At 50.1% G+C, this 14548-nt stretch carries 27 protein-coding genes; all 27 read left to right on the forward strand.

Features of this window, described 5'->3' with window-relative positions; all coding sequences use genetic code 11:
• Positions 1 to 125: elongation factor Tu (tuf, locus tag AB1757_05615; protein ID MEW6126497.1), on the forward strand; the 125-nt coding region annotated here is incomplete at its 5' end.
• Positions 126 to 216: 91 nt separating this feature from the next.
• Positions 217 to 543, forward strand: coding sequence for a 30S ribosomal protein S10 (rpsJ, locus tag AB1757_05620; GenBank protein MEW6126498.1), 327 nt, complete (start codon positions 217 to 219; stop codon positions 541 to 543).
• A gap of 103 nt (positions 544 to 646) precedes the next feature.
• The gene (gene rplC, locus AB1757_05625; GenBank protein ID MEW6126499.1) at positions 647 to 1282 is read left to right on the forward strand and encodes a 50S ribosomal protein L3; all 636 of its coding nucleotides are present in this window, start codon (positions 647 to 649) and stop codon (positions 1280 to 1282) included.
• 14 nt (positions 1283 to 1296) lie between these two features.
• Positions 1297 to 1926, forward strand: coding sequence for a 50S ribosomal protein L4 (gene rplD, locus AB1757_05630; GenBank protein ID MEW6126500.1), 630 nt, complete (start codon positions 1297 to 1299; stop codon positions 1924 to 1926).
• A 13-nt stretch (positions 1927 to 1939) separates the two neighbouring features.
• Positions 1940 to 2269, forward strand: coding sequence for a 50S ribosomal protein L23 (rplW, locus tag AB1757_05635; protein MEW6126501.1), 330 nt, complete (start codon positions 1940 to 1942; stop codon positions 2267 to 2269).
• 150 nt (positions 2270 to 2419) lie between these two features.
• Positions 2420 to 3247, forward strand: coding sequence for a 50S ribosomal protein L2 (gene rplB / locus AB1757_05640; protein ID MEW6126502.1), 828 nt, complete (start codon positions 2420 to 2422; stop codon positions 3245 to 3247).
• Positions 3248 to 3328: 81 nt separating this feature from the next.
• On the forward strand, positions 3329 to 3619 hold the full coding sequence (gene rpsS, locus AB1757_05645; protein MEW6126503.1) for a 30S ribosomal protein S19: 291 nt from the start codon (positions 3329 to 3331) through the stop codon (positions 3617 to 3619).
• A 6-nt stretch (positions 3620 to 3625) separates the two neighbouring features.
• Positions 3626 to 3988, forward strand: a complete 363-nt coding sequence (gene rplV, locus AB1757_05650; GenBank protein MEW6126504.1) for a 50S ribosomal protein L22 — start codon at positions 3626 to 3628, stop codon at positions 3986 to 3988.
• An 87-nt stretch (positions 3989 to 4075) separates the two neighbouring features.
• Entirely contained in the window at positions 4076 to 4726 is a 651-nt protein-coding gene (gene rpsC / locus AB1757_05655; protein ID MEW6126505.1) for a 30S ribosomal protein S3, read from the forward strand.
• Positions 4727 to 4811: 85 nt separating this feature from the next.
• Complete coding sequence (gene rplP / locus AB1757_05660; protein ID MEW6126506.1) at positions 4812 to 5252, forward strand: 50S ribosomal protein L16; 441 nt, start codon at positions 4812 to 4814, stop codon at positions 5250 to 5252.
• Positions 5249 to 5449, forward strand: coding sequence for a 50S ribosomal protein L29 (gene rpmC, locus AB1757_05665; GenBank protein ID MEW6126507.1), 201 nt, complete (start codon positions 5249 to 5251; stop codon positions 5447 to 5449). Before rplP ends, rpmC begins: the two co-directional genes overlap by 4 nt.
• A 16-nt stretch (positions 5450 to 5465) precedes the next feature.
• Positions 5466 to 5789 (forward strand): 30S ribosomal protein S17, encoded by a 324-nt coding sequence (gene rpsQ / locus AB1757_05670; GenBank protein ID MEW6126508.1) that lies wholly within the window; start codon positions 5466 to 5468, stop codon positions 5787 to 5789.
• A gap of 153 nt (positions 5790 to 5942) precedes the next feature.
• Positions 5943 to 6311 (forward strand): 50S ribosomal protein L14, encoded by a 369-nt coding sequence (rplN, locus tag AB1757_05675; protein MEW6126509.1) that lies wholly within the window; start codon positions 5943 to 5945, stop codon positions 6309 to 6311.
• A gap of 85 nt (positions 6312 to 6396) precedes the next feature.
• A complete protein-coding gene (gene rplX / locus AB1757_05680) occupies positions 6397 to 6720 on the forward strand; it encodes a 50S ribosomal protein L24 (protein ID MEW6126510.1) in 324 nt (107 codons plus the stop codon).
• A 77-nt stretch (positions 6721 to 6797) separates the two neighbouring features.
• On the forward strand, positions 6798 to 7343 hold the full coding sequence (gene rplE, locus AB1757_05685; protein MEW6126511.1) for a 50S ribosomal protein L5: 546 nt from the start codon (positions 6798 to 6800) through the stop codon (positions 7341 to 7343).
• A gap of 81 nt (positions 7344 to 7424) precedes the next feature.
• Complete coding sequence (locus tag AB1757_05690; GenBank protein ID MEW6126512.1) at positions 7425 to 7709, forward strand: type Z 30S ribosomal protein S14; 285 nt, start codon at positions 7425 to 7427, stop codon at positions 7707 to 7709.
• A 93-nt stretch (positions 7710 to 7802) separates the two neighbouring features.
• On the forward strand, positions 7803 to 8195 hold the full coding sequence (gene rpsH, locus AB1757_05695) for a 30S ribosomal protein S8 (GenBank protein ID MEW6126513.1): 393 nt from the start codon (positions 7803 to 7805) through the stop codon (positions 8193 to 8195).
• A 127-nt stretch (positions 8196 to 8322) separates the two neighbouring features.
• Positions 8323 to 8877, forward strand: a complete 555-nt coding sequence (gene rplF / locus AB1757_05700; GenBank protein MEW6126514.1) for a 50S ribosomal protein L6 — start codon at positions 8323 to 8325, stop codon at positions 8875 to 8877.
• A 142-nt stretch (positions 8878 to 9019) separates the two neighbouring features.
• A complete protein-coding gene (gene rplR, locus AB1757_05705; GenBank protein MEW6126515.1) occupies positions 9020 to 9376 on the forward strand; it encodes a 50S ribosomal protein L18 in 357 nt (118 codons plus the stop codon).
• A 3-nt stretch (positions 9377 to 9379) separates the two neighbouring features.
• Entirely contained in the window at positions 9380 to 9877 is a 498-nt protein-coding gene (gene rpsE, locus AB1757_05710; protein MEW6126516.1) for a 30S ribosomal protein S5, read from the forward strand.
• Positions 9878 to 9948: 71 nt separating this feature from the next.
• Positions 9949 to 10140 (forward strand): 50S ribosomal protein L30, encoded by a 192-nt coding sequence (gene rpmD / locus AB1757_05715; protein MEW6126517.1) that lies wholly within the window; start codon positions 9949 to 9951, stop codon positions 10138 to 10140.
• A 94-nt stretch (positions 10141 to 10234) separates the two neighbouring features.
• Positions 10235 to 10717 (forward strand): 50S ribosomal protein L15, encoded by a 483-nt coding sequence (gene rplO / locus AB1757_05720; protein ID MEW6126518.1) that lies wholly within the window; start codon positions 10235 to 10237, stop codon positions 10715 to 10717.
• Between the two features lie 215 nt (positions 10718 to 10932).
• The gene (gene secY, locus AB1757_05725) at positions 10933 to 12390 is read left to right on the forward strand and encodes a preprotein translocase subunit SecY (protein MEW6126519.1); all 1458 of its coding nucleotides are present in this window, start codon (positions 10933 to 10935) and stop codon (positions 12388 to 12390) included.
• A 5-nt stretch (positions 12391 to 12395) separates the two neighbouring features.
• A complete protein-coding gene (locus AB1757_05730) occupies positions 12396 to 13067 on the forward strand; it encodes an adenylate kinase (GenBank protein ID MEW6126520.1) in 672 nt (223 codons plus the stop codon).
• A 39-nt stretch (positions 13068 to 13106) separates the two neighbouring features.
• Complete coding sequence (map, locus tag AB1757_05735) at positions 13107 to 13880, forward strand: type I methionyl aminopeptidase (GenBank protein MEW6126521.1); 774 nt, start codon at positions 13107 to 13109, stop codon at positions 13878 to 13880.
• 119 nt (positions 13881 to 13999) lie between these two features.
• Positions 14000 to 14113, forward strand: a complete 114-nt coding sequence (gene rpmJ / locus AB1757_05740) for a 50S ribosomal protein L36 (GenBank protein MEW6126522.1) — start codon at positions 14000 to 14002, stop codon at positions 14111 to 14113.
• Positions 14114 to 14147: 34 nt separating this feature from the next.
• Entirely contained in the window at positions 14148 to 14531 is a 384-nt protein-coding gene (gene rpsM / locus AB1757_05745) for a 30S ribosomal protein S13 (GenBank protein MEW6126523.1), read from the forward strand.
• The last annotated feature ends 17 nt before the right edge of the window (positions 14532 to 14548 follow it).

The raw sequence follows: 14548 nt of genomic DNA on the forward strand, positions 1-14548 counted from the left end.
GAGACAACACGGCATTGACGATTGAGTTGATCACGCCAATCGCGATGGAGAAGGGGTTGCGGTTTGCGATTCGCGAAGGCGGGCGCACGGTGGGCGCGGGCACCATCTCGGAAATTATTGAATAGTCAGCCGTCCGTAGTCAGTAGTCGGTAGTTTTGATGGACTATGCGCTACTTTCTACGGGCAATGAACTCTGAACTACGGACTTAGAGAATTATGTTAAACGAAAAAATCCGAATCAGACTGAAAGCCTACGATTATAGAGTGCTTGACCAGTCAACGACTGAGATAGTTGACACAGCGAAGCGCACGGGCGCTCGCGTTGCGGGTCCGATTCCGCTGCCGACCGTTAAGAACAAATACACGGTCAACCGCAGCCCGCACGTTGATAAAAAATCACGTGAGCAATTTGAGATTCGCACACACAAGCGATTAATGGACATTCTCGATCCGACGCCGCAAACGGTTGATGCGCTGATGAAACTCGACCTGCCCGCAGGCGTTGATGTCGAAATTAAAGCTTTCGGTAAAGATCACAAGTAACAAGTCTATGAAGTTTAGCCAGTCTGGCAAATCCAGCGAGTCAACGCAAACTCGCCGGACTTGCCAGACTCGCGAGACTCGCTAGACCGAAGGACTATTAGCTATGGTCAAAGGAATAATCGGTAAAAAAGTAGGGATGACACAAGTGTTCGCGGAGGATGGAACCGTTACCCCGGTAACGGTTCTCAAAGCCGGTCCCTGCGTCGTGGTGCAAAAGAAGACCGTTAATACAGATGGTTACAATGCCGTCCAACTGGGATTGGTTGAAGAGCGCGCGCCAAAGAAAGTCAACAAACCAACCGAAGGTCACTTCAAGAAAGCGGGCATCCCGCCGACGCGCATTTTGCGAGAAATTCGCGTCGAAGGAAGTGAAGATTCAACCAATGTTGGCGATAAGGTTCTGGTTGCCGATGTCTTTAACGAGAACGATCTGGTTGACATCATCGGTAAATCGAAAGGGCGGGGTTTTGCGGGCTTTATTAAACGTCACGGATTTGGCGGTGGTCGCGCTTCACACGGTTCGATGTTCCATCGCGCGCCTGGCGGTATCGGCGCATCCGCCTATCCTTCGCGGGTTATCAAGGGCACAAAGATGGCGGGTCATATGGGCACGGAACGCAAAACCGTCAAGAACCTGCGCGTGGTCGCCGTCGATACCGAAAACAACTTATTGTTGATTTACGGCGCGGTGCCTGGCCCGAACGGCGCTTATGTGCTCATCAGAAAGACGCAAGCTTAAAGAGGTGAACGGCAATGCCTGTGATTAAGGTTAAAAACTTAAAGAATGAAGAAGTCGGCGAAGTCGAATTGTCGGATAAAGTATTCGGCGCGCCGCTCAACAAAGCGCTCATTTATGAGGCGGTGAAAAATTATTTGGCGAATCAACGCGCCGGAACGTCGGCGACCAAAACTCGCGGCAACACCAGCGGTTCGGGTAAAAAACTCTGGAAGCAGAAAGGCACAGGGCGCGCGCGTATCGCCTCGCTGCGTTCACCGTTGTGGAAAGGCGGTGGCAATGTCCACGGGCCGCAGCCGCGCGATTGGTCTTATGCGATTCCTAAGAAAATGCGGCGCGGCGCGATTCGTTCGGTCTTATCCGAACGCCTGCGTGAAGGCGGCTTGGTGGTCGTCGAAGATTTCAATCTCTCGTCGCATCGCACCAAGGATTTCGTCAGCACCCTTTCCACCCTCGGACTCGATAAAAAGACATTAATTGTTGATTCGCTCGAAAACGGTAATCTGGCGCTTTCATCGCGCAACCTTCCCAACGTCACATTGATTTCTGCAAACGGCGTGAATGTTTATGAATTGCTCACGCATGAGCAGGTTGCTTTTACCAAAGAAGCAGTGACTCAGTTGGACAAACAGTTGAGCGGCAACTAGGGAGACGATAGCAATGAAAAGCATTTGGGATGTTATCAAAGGGCCGGTCATCACAGAGAAAGCTCTGACGATGAAAGAAGAGGTCGAATCAATGGGTCGCGATGGCAACGACCGGCAGTTGCTCACCTTGAAGGTTGCCAACAATGCCACCAAGCCCGAAATCAAACGGGCGGTTGAAAAAATATTCGGCGTCAAAGTTGACGATGTGCGGGTTGCCAATTATCAAGGCAAAATCAAGCGCACCCAGCGACAACGCGAAGGCGGTCGCCGACCCGATTGGAAAAAAGCTTACGTGACGCTGAAAAGCGGCGAAAAACAGATTGTTTACGAAGACGCAATTTAGTCAATTGCGGATTGCGGATTGCAAATTGCGAATTGAACGAGTGAAAGCTCAATTGATTTGTAACCTGCAATTCGCGGACGGAAACGGATTTTAAATAAGAGAAAATCCGCAATCCGCAATCCGCAATCCGCAATCCGCAATGGAGAAGAGATGGCAATTAAGAAGCTAACACCAACATCAGCAGCCAGGCGTTATCAAACCTACCTCGTCAGAGAAGAGGTGACAACCGATAAGCCTTACAAACCATTGCTGTCGCCGAAGACGAAAATTTCCGGGCGCAACAATGATGGACGCATAACCGTGCGTCGTCGCGGCGGGGGTTCCAAACGCCAGTATCGCATTGTCGATTTCAAACGCGATAAAGCGGGCATTCCGGCGAAAGTTGCTACCATCGAATACGACCCGAATCGTTCGGCAAATATCGCTTTGTTGAATTATGCTGACGGCGAGAAACGTTACATCATCGCGCCGCTCGGACTCAAAGTCGGACAGACCGTGGTATCAGGTCCCGATGCCGATATTATTCCGGGCAACGCGCTGCCGCTTCGCAACATTCCGCTGGGTACGACGATTCACAATGTCGAACTCAGACCTGGTAAAGGCGCACAGATGGTGCGCGCCGCAGGCGGTCAGGCGCAGTTGGTTGCCAAAGAAGGCGACTGGGCGCAACTTCGTTTACCTTCGGGTGAAATTCGCCGCGTCAATATTGCTTGCTACGCGACGGTCGGACAAATCGGCAACATCGACCACAGCAATGTGAGCCTCGGCAAAGCCGGACGCACGCGCTGGCTCGGTCGTCGTCCGAAAGTTCGCGGCGTGGCAATGAACCCGGTTGATCATCCACATGGTGGCGGCGAAGGTAAAACTTCAGGTGGTCGCAACCCGGTGACCCCCTGGGGACAACCAACACGCGGTTACAAAACCAGAAACAATAAGCGCACCGATAAATTCATCGTGCGTAGAGCTAACAAGAAATAGGACTGAGTGATGAGGACTGAGGACTGAGCTAAAAGACTTAACTCAGTCCTCAGTCCTCAGTCCTCGGCACTTGAGAGAATTATGGCTAGATCAATTAAAAAAGGTCCGTTCATTGATGCGCATCTGGAAAAAGCCATCAATAAAATGAATCAGGCGAACGAGAAACGTGTTCATAAAACCTGGTCACGTCGCTCGACCATTATTCCTGAAATGGTGGGTCATACGATTGCCGTTCATAATGGCAAAAAGTTCATCCCTGTCTACATTCAGGAAACCATGGTCGGACACAAACTCGGTGAATTTTCGCCGACGCGCACCTTCAAAAGTCACCCTGAAAAAAGCGACAAGACCGTGAAGAAGGGAGGCAGGTAAGCAGCGATGAAAGCCACAGCCGTAGCAAAATTCATTAAAGGTTCGCCGCAAAAAGCTCGCCTTGTCGTTGACCTGATTCGTGGGCGCAATGCCCAAGAGGCGTTGCAGGTGTTGGCGCTTTCGAGAAAACGCGCCGCCAAACCCATCGAAATCACCCTGCGTTCGGCAATTGCCAATGCGGAACAGAAAGCCGACCAACTCAACATCAGCATTGATGTTGATAGCCTGGTGGTATCCAAAGCCATGATTGATTTAGGCCCGACGAAATATCGCCGCCGTGTGCGCCCCGCTCCAATGGGTCGCGCTTACCGCGAACGTCGCTGGCAAAACCACATCACTATTGAAGTGGAATCGAAGGTTGAAGAATAAAGTCTAGCCAGTCTAGCCAGTCCAGCGAGTGGTCAAATTTCCGAACTCGCCAGACTCGTCAGACTCGCCAGACTCGCTGGAGGAAAAGTGGGTCAGAAAACGCATCCATATGGTTTCAGGTTGAAAGTGAATCGCGGTTGGCATTCCAACTGGATTGCCAAAAAAGATTTCGCCGAGTTATTGCAGGAAGACTTGAAACTTAAAAAAGATTTGAAAGCGCGATTTGCCGGTGCCGGGGTTTCGCATATTGATGTTGAGCGTGCCGCAAACAAGTTGAAAATCATCATTCACACGTCGCGTCCGGGTATCATCATCGGGCGCAAAGGCGCGGAAATTGACAAGCTCAAACAGGAAATCAAAGAGCGCACGGGACGCGAGGTCTATGTCAATATTCAGGAAATCAATAAGCCTGAATTGAATGCTCAACTGCAAGCCGAACAAATCGCTCAGCAACTCGAAAAACGTATCGCCTTTCGTCGCGCCATGCGTCGGGCGGTGGAAAATGCTCAGCGTTTCGGCGCGCAAGGCATCAAGGTGCGGGTTTCGGGTCGCTTGAACGGCGCGGAAATCGCCCGCTCCGAATGGTATTTGCAAGGTCGTCTGCCGCTGCATACCCTGAGAGCCGATATCGATTACGGCTTTGCCGAAGCCAACACCACTTTTGGAGTGATTGGCGTGAAGGTGTGGATTTATCGCGGCGATGAATTCACGAGACGTAGAAGACAACCACAACAATAAGGGTAGCCGGTAGCCGGTAGCCAGCCGTCGGTTTTTGAACTGATCACTGGCTACCGACTGCCGACCACCGACTACTGGTGAAATAATGGCTGAATATAAAATTCCAAAAAGAATGAAATTTCGTCGCCACATGAAAGGGCGAATGAACGGAATTGCCACGCGCGGTTCAGAGATTTCGTTCGGCGAATATGCACTCAAGGCGCTTGAGCCGGCCTGGATTACCGGCAGACAAATCGAAGCCTCGCGTATTGCAATGACCCGGTTCATCAAACGCGGCGGCAAGATTTGGATTCGCATTTTCCCGGACAAACCGATTACCAAAAAGCCTGCTGAAACGCGCATGGGTAAAGGGAAAGGCGCACCCGAAGGTTTCGTTTGTGTCGTCAAACCCGGACGTATTTTGTTTGAGATGGAAGGCGTTGATGAAAAGACCGCGCGCGAAGCCATTCGTCTGGCGGCAATGAAACTGCCAATCAAAACCAAATTCGTCACCCGCAAAGAACAGGAATCCGGAGGTTTGGCATGAAGGCGAATGAATTGAGAGACAAATCGGATGAAGAGTTGAACGCAATGGTGGACGAATTGAAAGAGCAGACCTTTCGTTTGCGCTTCAAACTGGCACTCGGCAACACCGATACCGTTAAACAGATTCGCGCAAATCGCAAAGACCTTGCGCGGGTTAAAACCCTTTTGCGTGAGCGCGCGGTTGCTCCGGGCAAATAGTTTTTAAAGGTAAGTTATGGAAGAGACAAATAACATCACGCCGGCAGAAGAGGCGACAAGCGAAACCGCAACCACGGTAAGCGCCGCGGCTGCGCAGGGCAGAAGACAGGAAAAAGTCGGTTTGGTCGTCAGCGATAAGATGATGAAAACCGTGGTGGTGCGCGTTGAAAGACAAGTGCGCCATCCGAAATATAAACGCTACATTCGTCGCCGCAAGAAATTCATGGCGCACGACGATATGGGCGCAAAAATCGGCGACATCGTAAGAATTATAGAAACGCGCCCGCTCTCTGCGCGTAAGCGATGGCGCGTCGTTGAGATTGTTCAAAAAGCAAGCTAAGGCAATTGCAGATTGCGGATTGCGGATTGCGAATTGAAAGTTAGATTGATTTGCATTTTGTAGCCGACAATTCATTAAAGACGGAAAGTTAATATTTATAAAATCCGCAATCCGCAATCCGCAATCCGCAATCCGCAATTGGAGGAACGACAGATGGTTCAGATGAGAACAATTCTTGAAGTCGCTGATAATTCGGGCGCAAAACGCATCTCGATGATTCTGCCGCTTGGCGGGCATACGGGACTTAGAGCCGGACTTGGTGACATCATTACCGCTGCGGTTAAAGAAGCCTCGCCCGATGGCGCAGTGAAAAAAGGTCAAGTGGTTCGCGCTGTCATCGTGCGCACGCGCAAAGAAACGCGCCGCAAAGACGGCACCTACATTCGCTTTGACCAGAATGCCGCAGTGATTATCAAACCGGATAACGAACCGGTTGGGACACGCGTTTTCGGACCCGTGGCGCGCGAACTTCGCGACCGCCGGTTTATGAAAATCGTCAGTCTCGCGCCGGAAGTGATTTGAGAAGTGAAACGTAAAAAGTAAAAAGGCGCAGGATAAATTCTTAATGATTTGCGCGCCGGCTTTTACTTTGAATTGTCGAGGGATTATGAAAAAGTTGCACGTTAAAAAAAATGATCGTGTGGTAGTGATAACCGGAAAGAGCAAAGGCAAAACCGGACGTGTGATTGAGGTTTTACCTAAGAAGCGCAAAGTGGTTGTCGAAGGCGTCAACATGGTGAAACGTCACATGCGCGCCAATAACCGCACCGGTCAAAAAGGCGGCATCCTGGAACGCGAAGCGCCGATTGATGCTTCAAACGTGATGGTGGTTGACCCGCAATCCGGTCAACCGACCCGCGTTGGCAGACAGGTGCTTGCCGACGGCACGCGGGCGCGCATCGCCAAAGGTTCAGGCGCAGTTATTGAATAATTTTATAACCGGTCATCGACCGGCATTTTGCTGAAGGCAAGCGTCAATCCGGCAAAGCATCAGCGAAAGGAAAAAAAATGGCAGCGAGATTAAAAGACAAATATAAAGCAGACATCGTGCCCGCTTTGGTGAAAGAGTTCAGCTACACCAACATCATGGCGGTGCCGAAAGTTGAAAAAGTCGTTTTGAATATGGGCGTCGGTCGCGAAGCCCAGAACAATCCTAAAGTGTTCGACCAGGCGGTGATGGAACTGACGACCATCGCCGGGCAAAAGCCGGTGATTACCAAAGCTAAAAAATCGATTGCGGCTTTTAAATTGCGAACCGGAATGCCGATTGGCGTCAGCGTTACGCTTCGCGGCGACCGCATGTATGAATTTCTCGACAGATTGATTAATGCGGTGTTGCCGCGGGTTCGCGACTTTCGCGGGGTCAGCGCCCGCGCCTTTGATGGTCGCGGCAATTACACGCTCGGTGTAAAAGACCAGTTAATTTTTCCTGAGATTGATTTCAACAAAGTTGATCGAACTCGCGGAATGAATATTTCAATCGTTACAACGGCAAATACCGACGAAGAGGGACGCGCTCTGCTTCGTCAATTCGGGATGCCGTTTGCAAAATAGTAAGCAGCAGGCAGCAGGCAGCAGGCAGTTAAAAGTTACTGCCTACTGCCTACTGCCTACCGCCTACTGCTTAGAGGGAAGATGGCAAGAGAATCGTCAATGTATAAAGCGAAAGAGCTGAAACGCGCTCTTGATAACGCAAAGGGCCGTGTCAAAGAGAAATACGGCGATGCGAAAAAGAAAACCGTTAAACGCGCCAAAACCGAGGGCATGAACATGAATGTCTTCTCGTCGCGCATTCACAACCGGTGTTTGCGTTGCGGTCGCGGTCGCGGCTATATGCGTAAATTTGCAATTTGCCGTATTTGCTTCAGACAGCTTTCGCTCGAAGGTCAAATACCCGGTGTGACGAAATCGAGTTGGTAAAAATGAGTAATGAGTAATGAGTGATGAGTGATGAGTCTCAAGCTAAAACTCATCACTCATCACTCATCACTCATCACTGTTTAGGAGTTAGGAATGACAGACCCAATTGCTGATATGTTGACGCGGATGCGCAACGCCCTGGCAGCCAAGCACCAGAAAGTAGATGTGCCGGCTTCCAAATTGAAGTTGGAAATCGCCCGCATCCTCAAAGAAGAAGGCTTTATTATTAGTTACAAATTGATTGGCGAAGGTGCGCGTTCAAACATTCGCATCATGTTGAAATATGGGGCGCGAGGCGAACAGATCATCGCAAAGATAGAACGCGTCTCAAAACCCGGATGCCGGGTTTACAAAGGAAGCGATGAACTCGTCAAAGTGCTTGGTGGAATGGGCGTAAACATTCTTTCGACTTCACGCGGGGTGATGACCGATAGACAGGCGCGTCGTGAAAAAGTCGGAGGCGAGGTTTTGTGCCGCGTTTACTAAGGTGATGACGGTTACAGCGTGACAGGTGACGAGACCAGGGGGGATTGCCCAAAGGTCAACCGCGAAATTTTAACCCGCGTTCGTCACCGCGCACGGGTAACGCTTCAAAGATTTTGGAGTTTGTGAAATGTCAAGAATAGGTAAAAAACCGATAGCTTTACCGAAAGGCGTAAAAATTAATATCGCCGACGGCAATATTGAAGTGGCGGGACCGAAAGGCACCTTGTCGACAAAAATTCCTGAAGGCGTAAGCCTGCGGGTTGAAAACGATCAACTGCTTGCCGAACGTAGCGGTGATGACAAAGCCGCATTGCACGGCTTGATCCGCGCCCTGGTTGCCAATGCGGTGACCGGCGTAACCGAAGGGTTTTCCCGGCAGATGGATATCGTCGGCGTCGGTTATAAAGTCGAAATGCAGAAGAATCGAGTGGTTTTCAACCTCGGCTATTCGCATCCGATTGAATTTCCTCTGCCCACAGGCATTGATGTCAAAATTGAGAAGGTCAATAAACAGATTCCGCAGTATCAGACTACCTTGACCATCACCGGCATCGACAAACAGCAGGTCGGGCAGATTGCCGCCGATATGCACAGTTTGCGCAAGCCCGACCCTTACAAGGGTAAAGGCGTGCGTTATGCCGGCAAACAATTGAAACTCAAACCCGGCAAGACCGGAAAATAATTTTAAGAAAGTATGAAGTATGAACGATGAACGATGAACAGAAGAAAGAAATTTCTTACTTCCTCGTTCATCGTTCCGCCTTCATCGTTTTTTAAGTTGCTGAAGTGACGCTCTGGGCGCAATCAGCAAACAGGAAAAGATTATGGCAAACAAAGATAAAAATCAGGTTCGTCGCGCTGTTCATACGCGCATTCGCAAGAAAATTTCCGGCACTTCGGAGCGTCCGCGCCTGGCGATTTTCCGTAGCCTCAATCACATTTATGCGCAGGTGATTGATGACGTGAGCGGCGTAACGCTGGCATCGGCTTCGACCACTGAAAAACAGTTTGGCAATACCGGCGGCAATGTGGCTGCGGCAAAAGAGGTCGGCAAACTGATTGCCGAACGCGCCAAAGAGAAAGGTCTCACGCAGGTGGTTTTCGATAGGGGCGGTTACATCTATCACGGACGGGTAAAAAGTTTGGCAGAAGCCGCTCGCGAAGCGGGACTGGAGTTTTAAGGCATGAAAGAATTAATTGACGCATCAGGATTGGACTTAAAAGATCAGGTGATTTCCATCAACCGCGTGACCAAAGTGGTTAAGGGCGGAAAAAATTTATCGTTTGCCGCTTTAGTGGTTGTCGGCAATGAAAACGGCATTGTCGGTTTCGGTTCAGGCAAAGCGCGAGAAGTTCCGCTGGCGATTAAAAAAGGACTGGAAGCGGCAAAGAAGAATTTGATTCGTGTGTCGCTTTCCGGTAACACCATCCCGCATCAAGTCACCGGCGTATATGGCGCAGGTCGGGTGTTACTCAAACCCGCGCCCGAAGGCAAAGGCGTGATTGCCGGTGGTCCGGTGCGCGCGATTATGCAACTCGTCGGGGTTCGCGATGTGGTGACCAAATCCATCGGCACCTCGAATCCGCACAATGTGGTGCGCGCCACGTTTGAAGGGTTGCGCGACCTCAAAGACCCCAAGAGCGTCACTCGGCTTAGAAAACAAAGCGCCGAAGAGATGTAAAACCAGCGCGTGATTAACGGTCTGTGTGAAGCAGATAAAATCGCGCGATATTTTGAATTGGAGTGAATGTCATGGCAGCAGCCAAAGAGAACAAAATCAGGATTCAATGGTATCGTTCGACCATCGCGACGAATAAAAATCATAAAACCATTGTTCGCAGTCTGGGACTGACGAAATTGAATCAAATCGTTGAACGCCCGGATACCCCGGCAATTCGCGGAATGGTCAACAAGGTTCCGCACTTGCTGAGAATCGTTGAATAGTTAAATACACGGCTGTCGCTAACCGGACAGGTTTGAAGGAAACGGATTTCCGGCAGTTGTTCGCAACCGGCTTGCGACTTTTGGAGTTTTGAAAATGGCACTAGGCATACATAACATCGGTGCTCCCAAGGGAGCCAACAAAAATAAAAAAAGGGTCGGGCGTGGTCCGGGTTCAGGTCATGGCAAAACCTCGGCTCGCGGTAACAAAGGTCAAAAATCGCGTTCAGGTTATTCAAGCCGTCCAGGGTTTGAAGGCGGGCAGATGCCTTTGCAAAGACGGTTGCCGAAACGCGGGTTTACCAACATCTTCAAGACCAAATGGCTTGAAGTCAAACTGTCAGACCTGGAGCGCAAATTTGAAGCGAATGAAAGCATCACCCCGGAATTGATGGCTGAACGCGGGTTGATTAAAAAAGGTCAACTGCGCAATCACGATGGCGTGGTGATTCTCGGCAGCGGCGAGTTGACGAAATCGCTGAATGTCACGGCGCATCGTTTTACCAAAGGCGCAAAAGAAAAAATTGAAGCCGCTGGCGGCAAAACATCCCTGGTTGGGGCGACTTCCTTTGAAGCCTAGTTGCCAACCGGTTGCACTATCGCCCGGTAAATATTGCAAAGCGGTCTTTGACCACGAATAGCAGAGAATGATAAAAGTTATGGCGGTCACCCGACCGCCTATGCGTTTTCAAGGGTTATTAGTGGCGGTGACTAAATTGTGATGGGCGAAGAGTGGTGAGTGACGAAGAAAAAATCGTTGCTTATCGCTTATCACTACCTTAGAGGTTCAATCTCATGCTTGAGAATTTCCTGAATAGTATACGCAATATTTTTATTATTCCTGAGTTGCGTAAACGCCTGTTGTTTACGCTGGCAATGCTTGCGGTTTATCGCATCGGTTCACATGTTCGCACGCCCAACATTGACCCCGTGGCGCTCGAAGACCTGTGGGATAAAGGTGAATTGCAACGCTCTCTGGTCGGCGTTCTCGATTTATTTTCGGGCGGCAATTTTAAAGTGGTCTCGATATTTGCGCTCGGCATCACGCCTTACATCACCGCTTCAATTATTTTGCAATTAATGACCGTGGTGTGGGGGCGTTTGAAAGCTTTGCAGGAAGAAGGCGAACTGGGGCGCAGAAAAATTACTCAGTATACCCGTTATTTAACGGTGGTGCTTTGCGCCGTGCAATCCTTTGGCATTGCTTATTGGTTAAAGAATCAGGTGTCCACGGTTGGTCCCCTGGTTCCCGATGCCGGATGGTCGTTCATCCCGCTCACTATGTTGACGCTGGCAACCGGCACCACATTTATTATGTGGCTTGGTGAACAAATTACCGAACGGGGTATTGGCAACGGTATCAGTTTGATTATTTTTGCCGGTATCGTGTTGCGGTTGCCTTCGGCTTCGCAACAGGTTTATGAAAAAATGGTAAGTGGCAGCACGACACAAGCCTTGGGGGTGATTTTACTGATTCTCGCTATGGTTTTGGTGATTGCGGCAATTGTGTTCGTAGAACGTGGGTTTAGAAAGATAGCCATCAATCATGCGCGAAGAATGGTTGGTCGCCAGGCGATTCCGCAACAGCAAACCCACATGCCTTTGAAAGTCAACATGGCTGGAGTTATCCCGGTGATTTTTGCTTCGTCAATTTTGGCTTTTCCACAGACGATTCTCGGTTTCCTCGGCGGCATGAATCAAGCCATTGAACCGGGGACCCTGAAAGGTTGGTTGTTGACCTTTGTTAGAGATTTAGGGCAAACCAGCCATCCGTTGCATATGTTCATCTATGCAGCAGCGATTATCTTTTTCACCTTCTTTTATGTTTCTATCATCTTCAATACGGATGAAGTAGCCAACAACCTGCGTAAAAGCGGGGCATTCGTTCCGGGTATTCGTCCGGGCAAACATACTTCGGATTATTTCAGCGACATTTTGACGCGATTGACCACCGTTGGCGCGATCTATCTGGCTTTGGTTGCGTTGTTGCCGGGCATCTTGCTGCAAGGCATCCAACTCGGAGCGTTGCCGTTTATCGGCGAATCGCTCGATAGCCTGCTCAGACAAACGCCGTTGACCTCCTGGTTACTGACCGGTGTTGGGCTGCAATTCCTTTTCGGTGGCACCAGTTTGTTAATCGTCATCGGGGTCGCGATGGATACCATGAATCAGATTGAGTCGCAATTGATCATGCGCCATTATGATGGCTTCTTTGGCAAGGGGCGGCGCATTAAAGCGCGCAGAGCCTATTAATTCATATGCCTGAAATAATCATCTTGATGGGACCGCAGGGCGCGGGCAAGGGAACACAAGCGCAGATGTTGGCAGAGCGATTTGCTCTGCCAATTGTCGCTACAGGGGACATTTTACGCGCCGTTGCCAAAACCGATACGCCGCTTGGACGTCAGGTGAAAGAGATGCAGGACGCCGGCAATCTGGTTTCCGATGATATTCTCGCCGAGTTAATCAATGAACGCACCCGTCAGGATGATTGTCTGAATGGTTATTTGCTCGATGGCTTTCCGCGCACCGTGCCGCAGACCGAACTGCTTGAACAACTCGCCCGGCAACAAGGGCATTCGATAACCGTCATCAGCATTGATGTGCCGAGAGATTTACTGTTCAAGCGACTGGCAGGGCGGTTGACCTGCTCCAATCCGAGTTGTGGGCGCATCTATAATATTTATTTCAAGCCGCCTAAAGTTGCAGGCAAATGCGATGTTTGCGGAAGCGACCTGTACAAGCGTGATGATGATACTGAAGAAGCCATTGCCAAACGATTGGCGGAGTACGACAAGAAGACCAAACCCTTACTGGATTATTTTGCGCAAACCGAGAGATTGAAAATCGTCGATGGCACTCTCCCGCCAACCGAAGTGTTTGATGCGATTGCGCAAGCAGTCAATAAGGTTGCCGCGGATGTTGCCTGAGCGTTTGCCGCTGATAGGGGATTGTTATAATTTGATTTTATGATTATTAGAAAATCAAAAGTGGAAATAGACAAGATGCGGGCTTCGGGCAAAATTGTCGCCCAGGTTTTGCAAAAGCTTACGGTGATGGTTGAGCCGGGAATTACCACACTTGATTTAGACCGCGAAGCTGAACGCATGATTCGCGATGCAGGTGGCTATCCAACTTTCAAAGGCTATCATGGTTATCCGGCATCGCTTTGTACTTCAATCAATGAAGAAGTGGTTCACGGTATTCCGAGCGACAAACGCAAATTGCGCGAAGGCGATATTATCGGCATTGATTGCGGTGTGACCTTGCAAGGTTATGTTGGGGACTCCGCCGTAACCGTTCCGGTCGGTAGAATCAGCGATGAGGTGGCGAAATTATTGGAGGCGACCAGACAATCGCTGTTTCAGGCAATTGAACAATGTCGCGTCGGCAACCGGCTCGGCGATGTCGGATTTGCCGTACAAGCGTATGTCGAATCGCGTGGCTATTCGGTGGTGCGCAATTACTGCGGTCACGGCATCGGTCGCGCCATGCACGAAGACCCGCAAGTTCCCAATTATGGCGACCCCGGCAAAGGCACGGTGATTCGCGAAGGGTTGGTGATCGCCATTGAGCCGATGATTAATCTTGGCGGGCATCACGTCAAACAACTCGCGGACGGATGGACGGTGATAACCATTGATGGCAAGCCTTCCGCGCATTTTGAGCATACGATTGCCATCACCCAGGAGGGACCCGAGGTCTTAACCCTTCCTGTAGAAGCGGCTACGGCAAGTCATTAAAATGGTCATAATCGGACTGCAAACTTAGGTTGCGCACATTATATCAGGATGGTATAGTATCCGTTTCTTGCGCGCAGGATTTCTCTGCATGGCGCATAAACACCGGAAGGTATAAAACAATGAAAGTCAGAGCATCAGTTAAAAAAATCTGTGAAAATTGCAAAGTGATTCACCGCCGTGGTGTGGTGCGGGTGATTTGCACGAATCCCAAGCACAAGCAGCGACAAGGATAATCGCGGCTGTTTGATTTAATGATAACGGAGTTTTATGGCACGTATAGCAGGTGTAGATTTACCAGCAAACAAAAGAGCCGAAATCGGCCTCACTTACATTTATGGTATTGGACGCGCTCGCGCCAATAAGATACTTGGCGAAGCCGCGATTGATATTAACAAAAGAATTCGTGAATTGAGCGAAGAGGAAGTCAACCGCATTCGCACCATCATTGACCAGCAAGGACTCGTCGAAGGGGATTTGCGCAAGCAAATTCAAATGGACATCAAACGCTTGATGGACATTGGTTGCTATCGCGGCTTGCGTCATCGCAGAGGACTTCCGGTTCGCGGTCAACGTACACATACCAATGCGCGCACTCGCAAGGGTCCGCGTCGCGCCACGGTTGCTAAGAAGAAAGCTCCGGGCAAGAAGTAAGGACTGAGTGCTGAATG

Source organism: Acidobacteriota bacterium (assembly GCA_040754075.1).
In the GTDB taxonomy this organism is placed as follows: Bacteria; Acidobacteriota; Blastocatellia; order UBA7656; family UBA7656; genus JBFMDH01.

Bases quoted from the DNA above. Each gene is read 5' to 3' on its own strand.
- rpsJ (MEW6126498.1), top strand. From the start codon at position 217: ATGTTAAACGAAAAAATCCGAATCAGACTGAAAGCCTACGATTATAGA.
- rplC (MEW6126499.1), top strand. From the start codon at position 647: ATGGTCAAAGGAATAATCGGTAAAAAAGTAGGGATGACACAAGTGTTC.
- rplD (MEW6126500.1), top strand. From the start codon at position 1,297: ATGCCTGTGATTAAGGTTAAAAACTTAAAGAATGAAGAAGTCGGCGAA.
- rplW (MEW6126501.1), top strand. From the start codon at position 1,940: ATGAAAAGCATTTGGGATGTTATCAAAGGGCCGGTCATCACAGAGAAA.
- rplB (MEW6126502.1), top strand. From the start codon at position 2,420: ATGGCAATTAAGAAGCTAACACCAACATCAGCAGCCAGGCGTTATCAA.
- rpsS (MEW6126503.1), top strand. From the start codon at position 3,329: ATGGCTAGATCAATTAAAAAAGGTCCGTTCATTGATGCGCATCTGGAA.
- rplV (MEW6126504.1), top strand. From the start codon at position 3,626: ATGAAAGCCACAGCCGTAGCAAAATTCATTAAAGGTTCGCCGCAAAAA.
- rplP (MEW6126506.1), top strand. From the start codon at position 4,812: ATGGCTGAATATAAAATTCCAAAAAGAATGAAATTTCGTCGCCACATG.
- rpmC (MEW6126507.1), top strand. From the start codon at position 5,249: ATGAAGGCGAATGAATTGAGAGACAAATCGGATGAAGAGTTGAACGCA.
- rpsQ (MEW6126508.1), top strand. From the start codon at position 5,466: ATGGAAGAGACAAATAACATCACGCCGGCAGAAGAGGCGACAAGCGAA.
- rplN (MEW6126509.1), top strand. From the start codon at position 5,943: ATGGTTCAGATGAGAACAATTCTTGAAGTCGCTGATAATTCGGGCGCA.
- rplX (MEW6126510.1), top strand. From the start codon at position 6,397: ATGAAAAAGTTGCACGTTAAAAAAAATGATCGTGTGGTAGTGATAACC.
- rplE (MEW6126511.1), top strand. From the start codon at position 6,798: ATGGCAGCGAGATTAAAAGACAAATATAAAGCAGACATCGTGCCCGCT.
- AB1757_05690 (MEW6126512.1), top strand. From the start codon at position 7,425: ATGGCAAGAGAATCGTCAATGTATAAAGCGAAAGAGCTGAAACGCGCT.
- rpsH (MEW6126513.1), top strand. From the start codon at position 7,803: ATGACAGACCCAATTGCTGATATGTTGACGCGGATGCGCAACGCCCTG.
- rplF (MEW6126514.1), top strand. From the start codon at position 8,323: ATGTCAAGAATAGGTAAAAAACCGATAGCTTTACCGAAAGGCGTAAAA.
- rplR (MEW6126515.1), top strand. From the start codon at position 9,020: ATGGCAAACAAAGATAAAAATCAGGTTCGTCGCGCTGTTCATACGCGC.
- rpsE (MEW6126516.1), top strand. From the start codon at position 9,380: ATGAAAGAATTAATTGACGCATCAGGATTGGACTTAAAAGATCAGGTG.
- rpmD (MEW6126517.1), top strand. From the start codon at position 9,949: ATGGCAGCAGCCAAAGAGAACAAAATCAGGATTCAATGGTATCGTTCG.
- rplO (MEW6126518.1), top strand. From the start codon at position 10,235: ATGGCACTAGGCATACATAACATCGGTGCTCCCAAGGGAGCCAACAAA.
- secY (MEW6126519.1), top strand. From the start codon at position 10,933: ATGCTTGAGAATTTCCTGAATAGTATACGCAATATTTTTATTATTCCT.
- AB1757_05730 (MEW6126520.1), top strand. From the start codon at position 12,396: ATGCCTGAAATAATCATCTTGATGGGACCGCAGGGCGCGGGCAAGGGA.
- map (MEW6126521.1), top strand. From the start codon at position 13,107: ATGATTATTAGAAAATCAAAAGTGGAAATAGACAAGATGCGGGCTTCG.
- rpmJ (MEW6126522.1), top strand. From the start codon at position 14,000: ATGAAAGTCAGAGCATCAGTTAAAAAAATCTGTGAAAATTGCAAAGTG.
- rpsM (MEW6126523.1), top strand. From the start codon at position 14,148: ATGGCACGTATAGCAGGTGTAGATTTACCAGCAAACAAAAGAGCCGAA.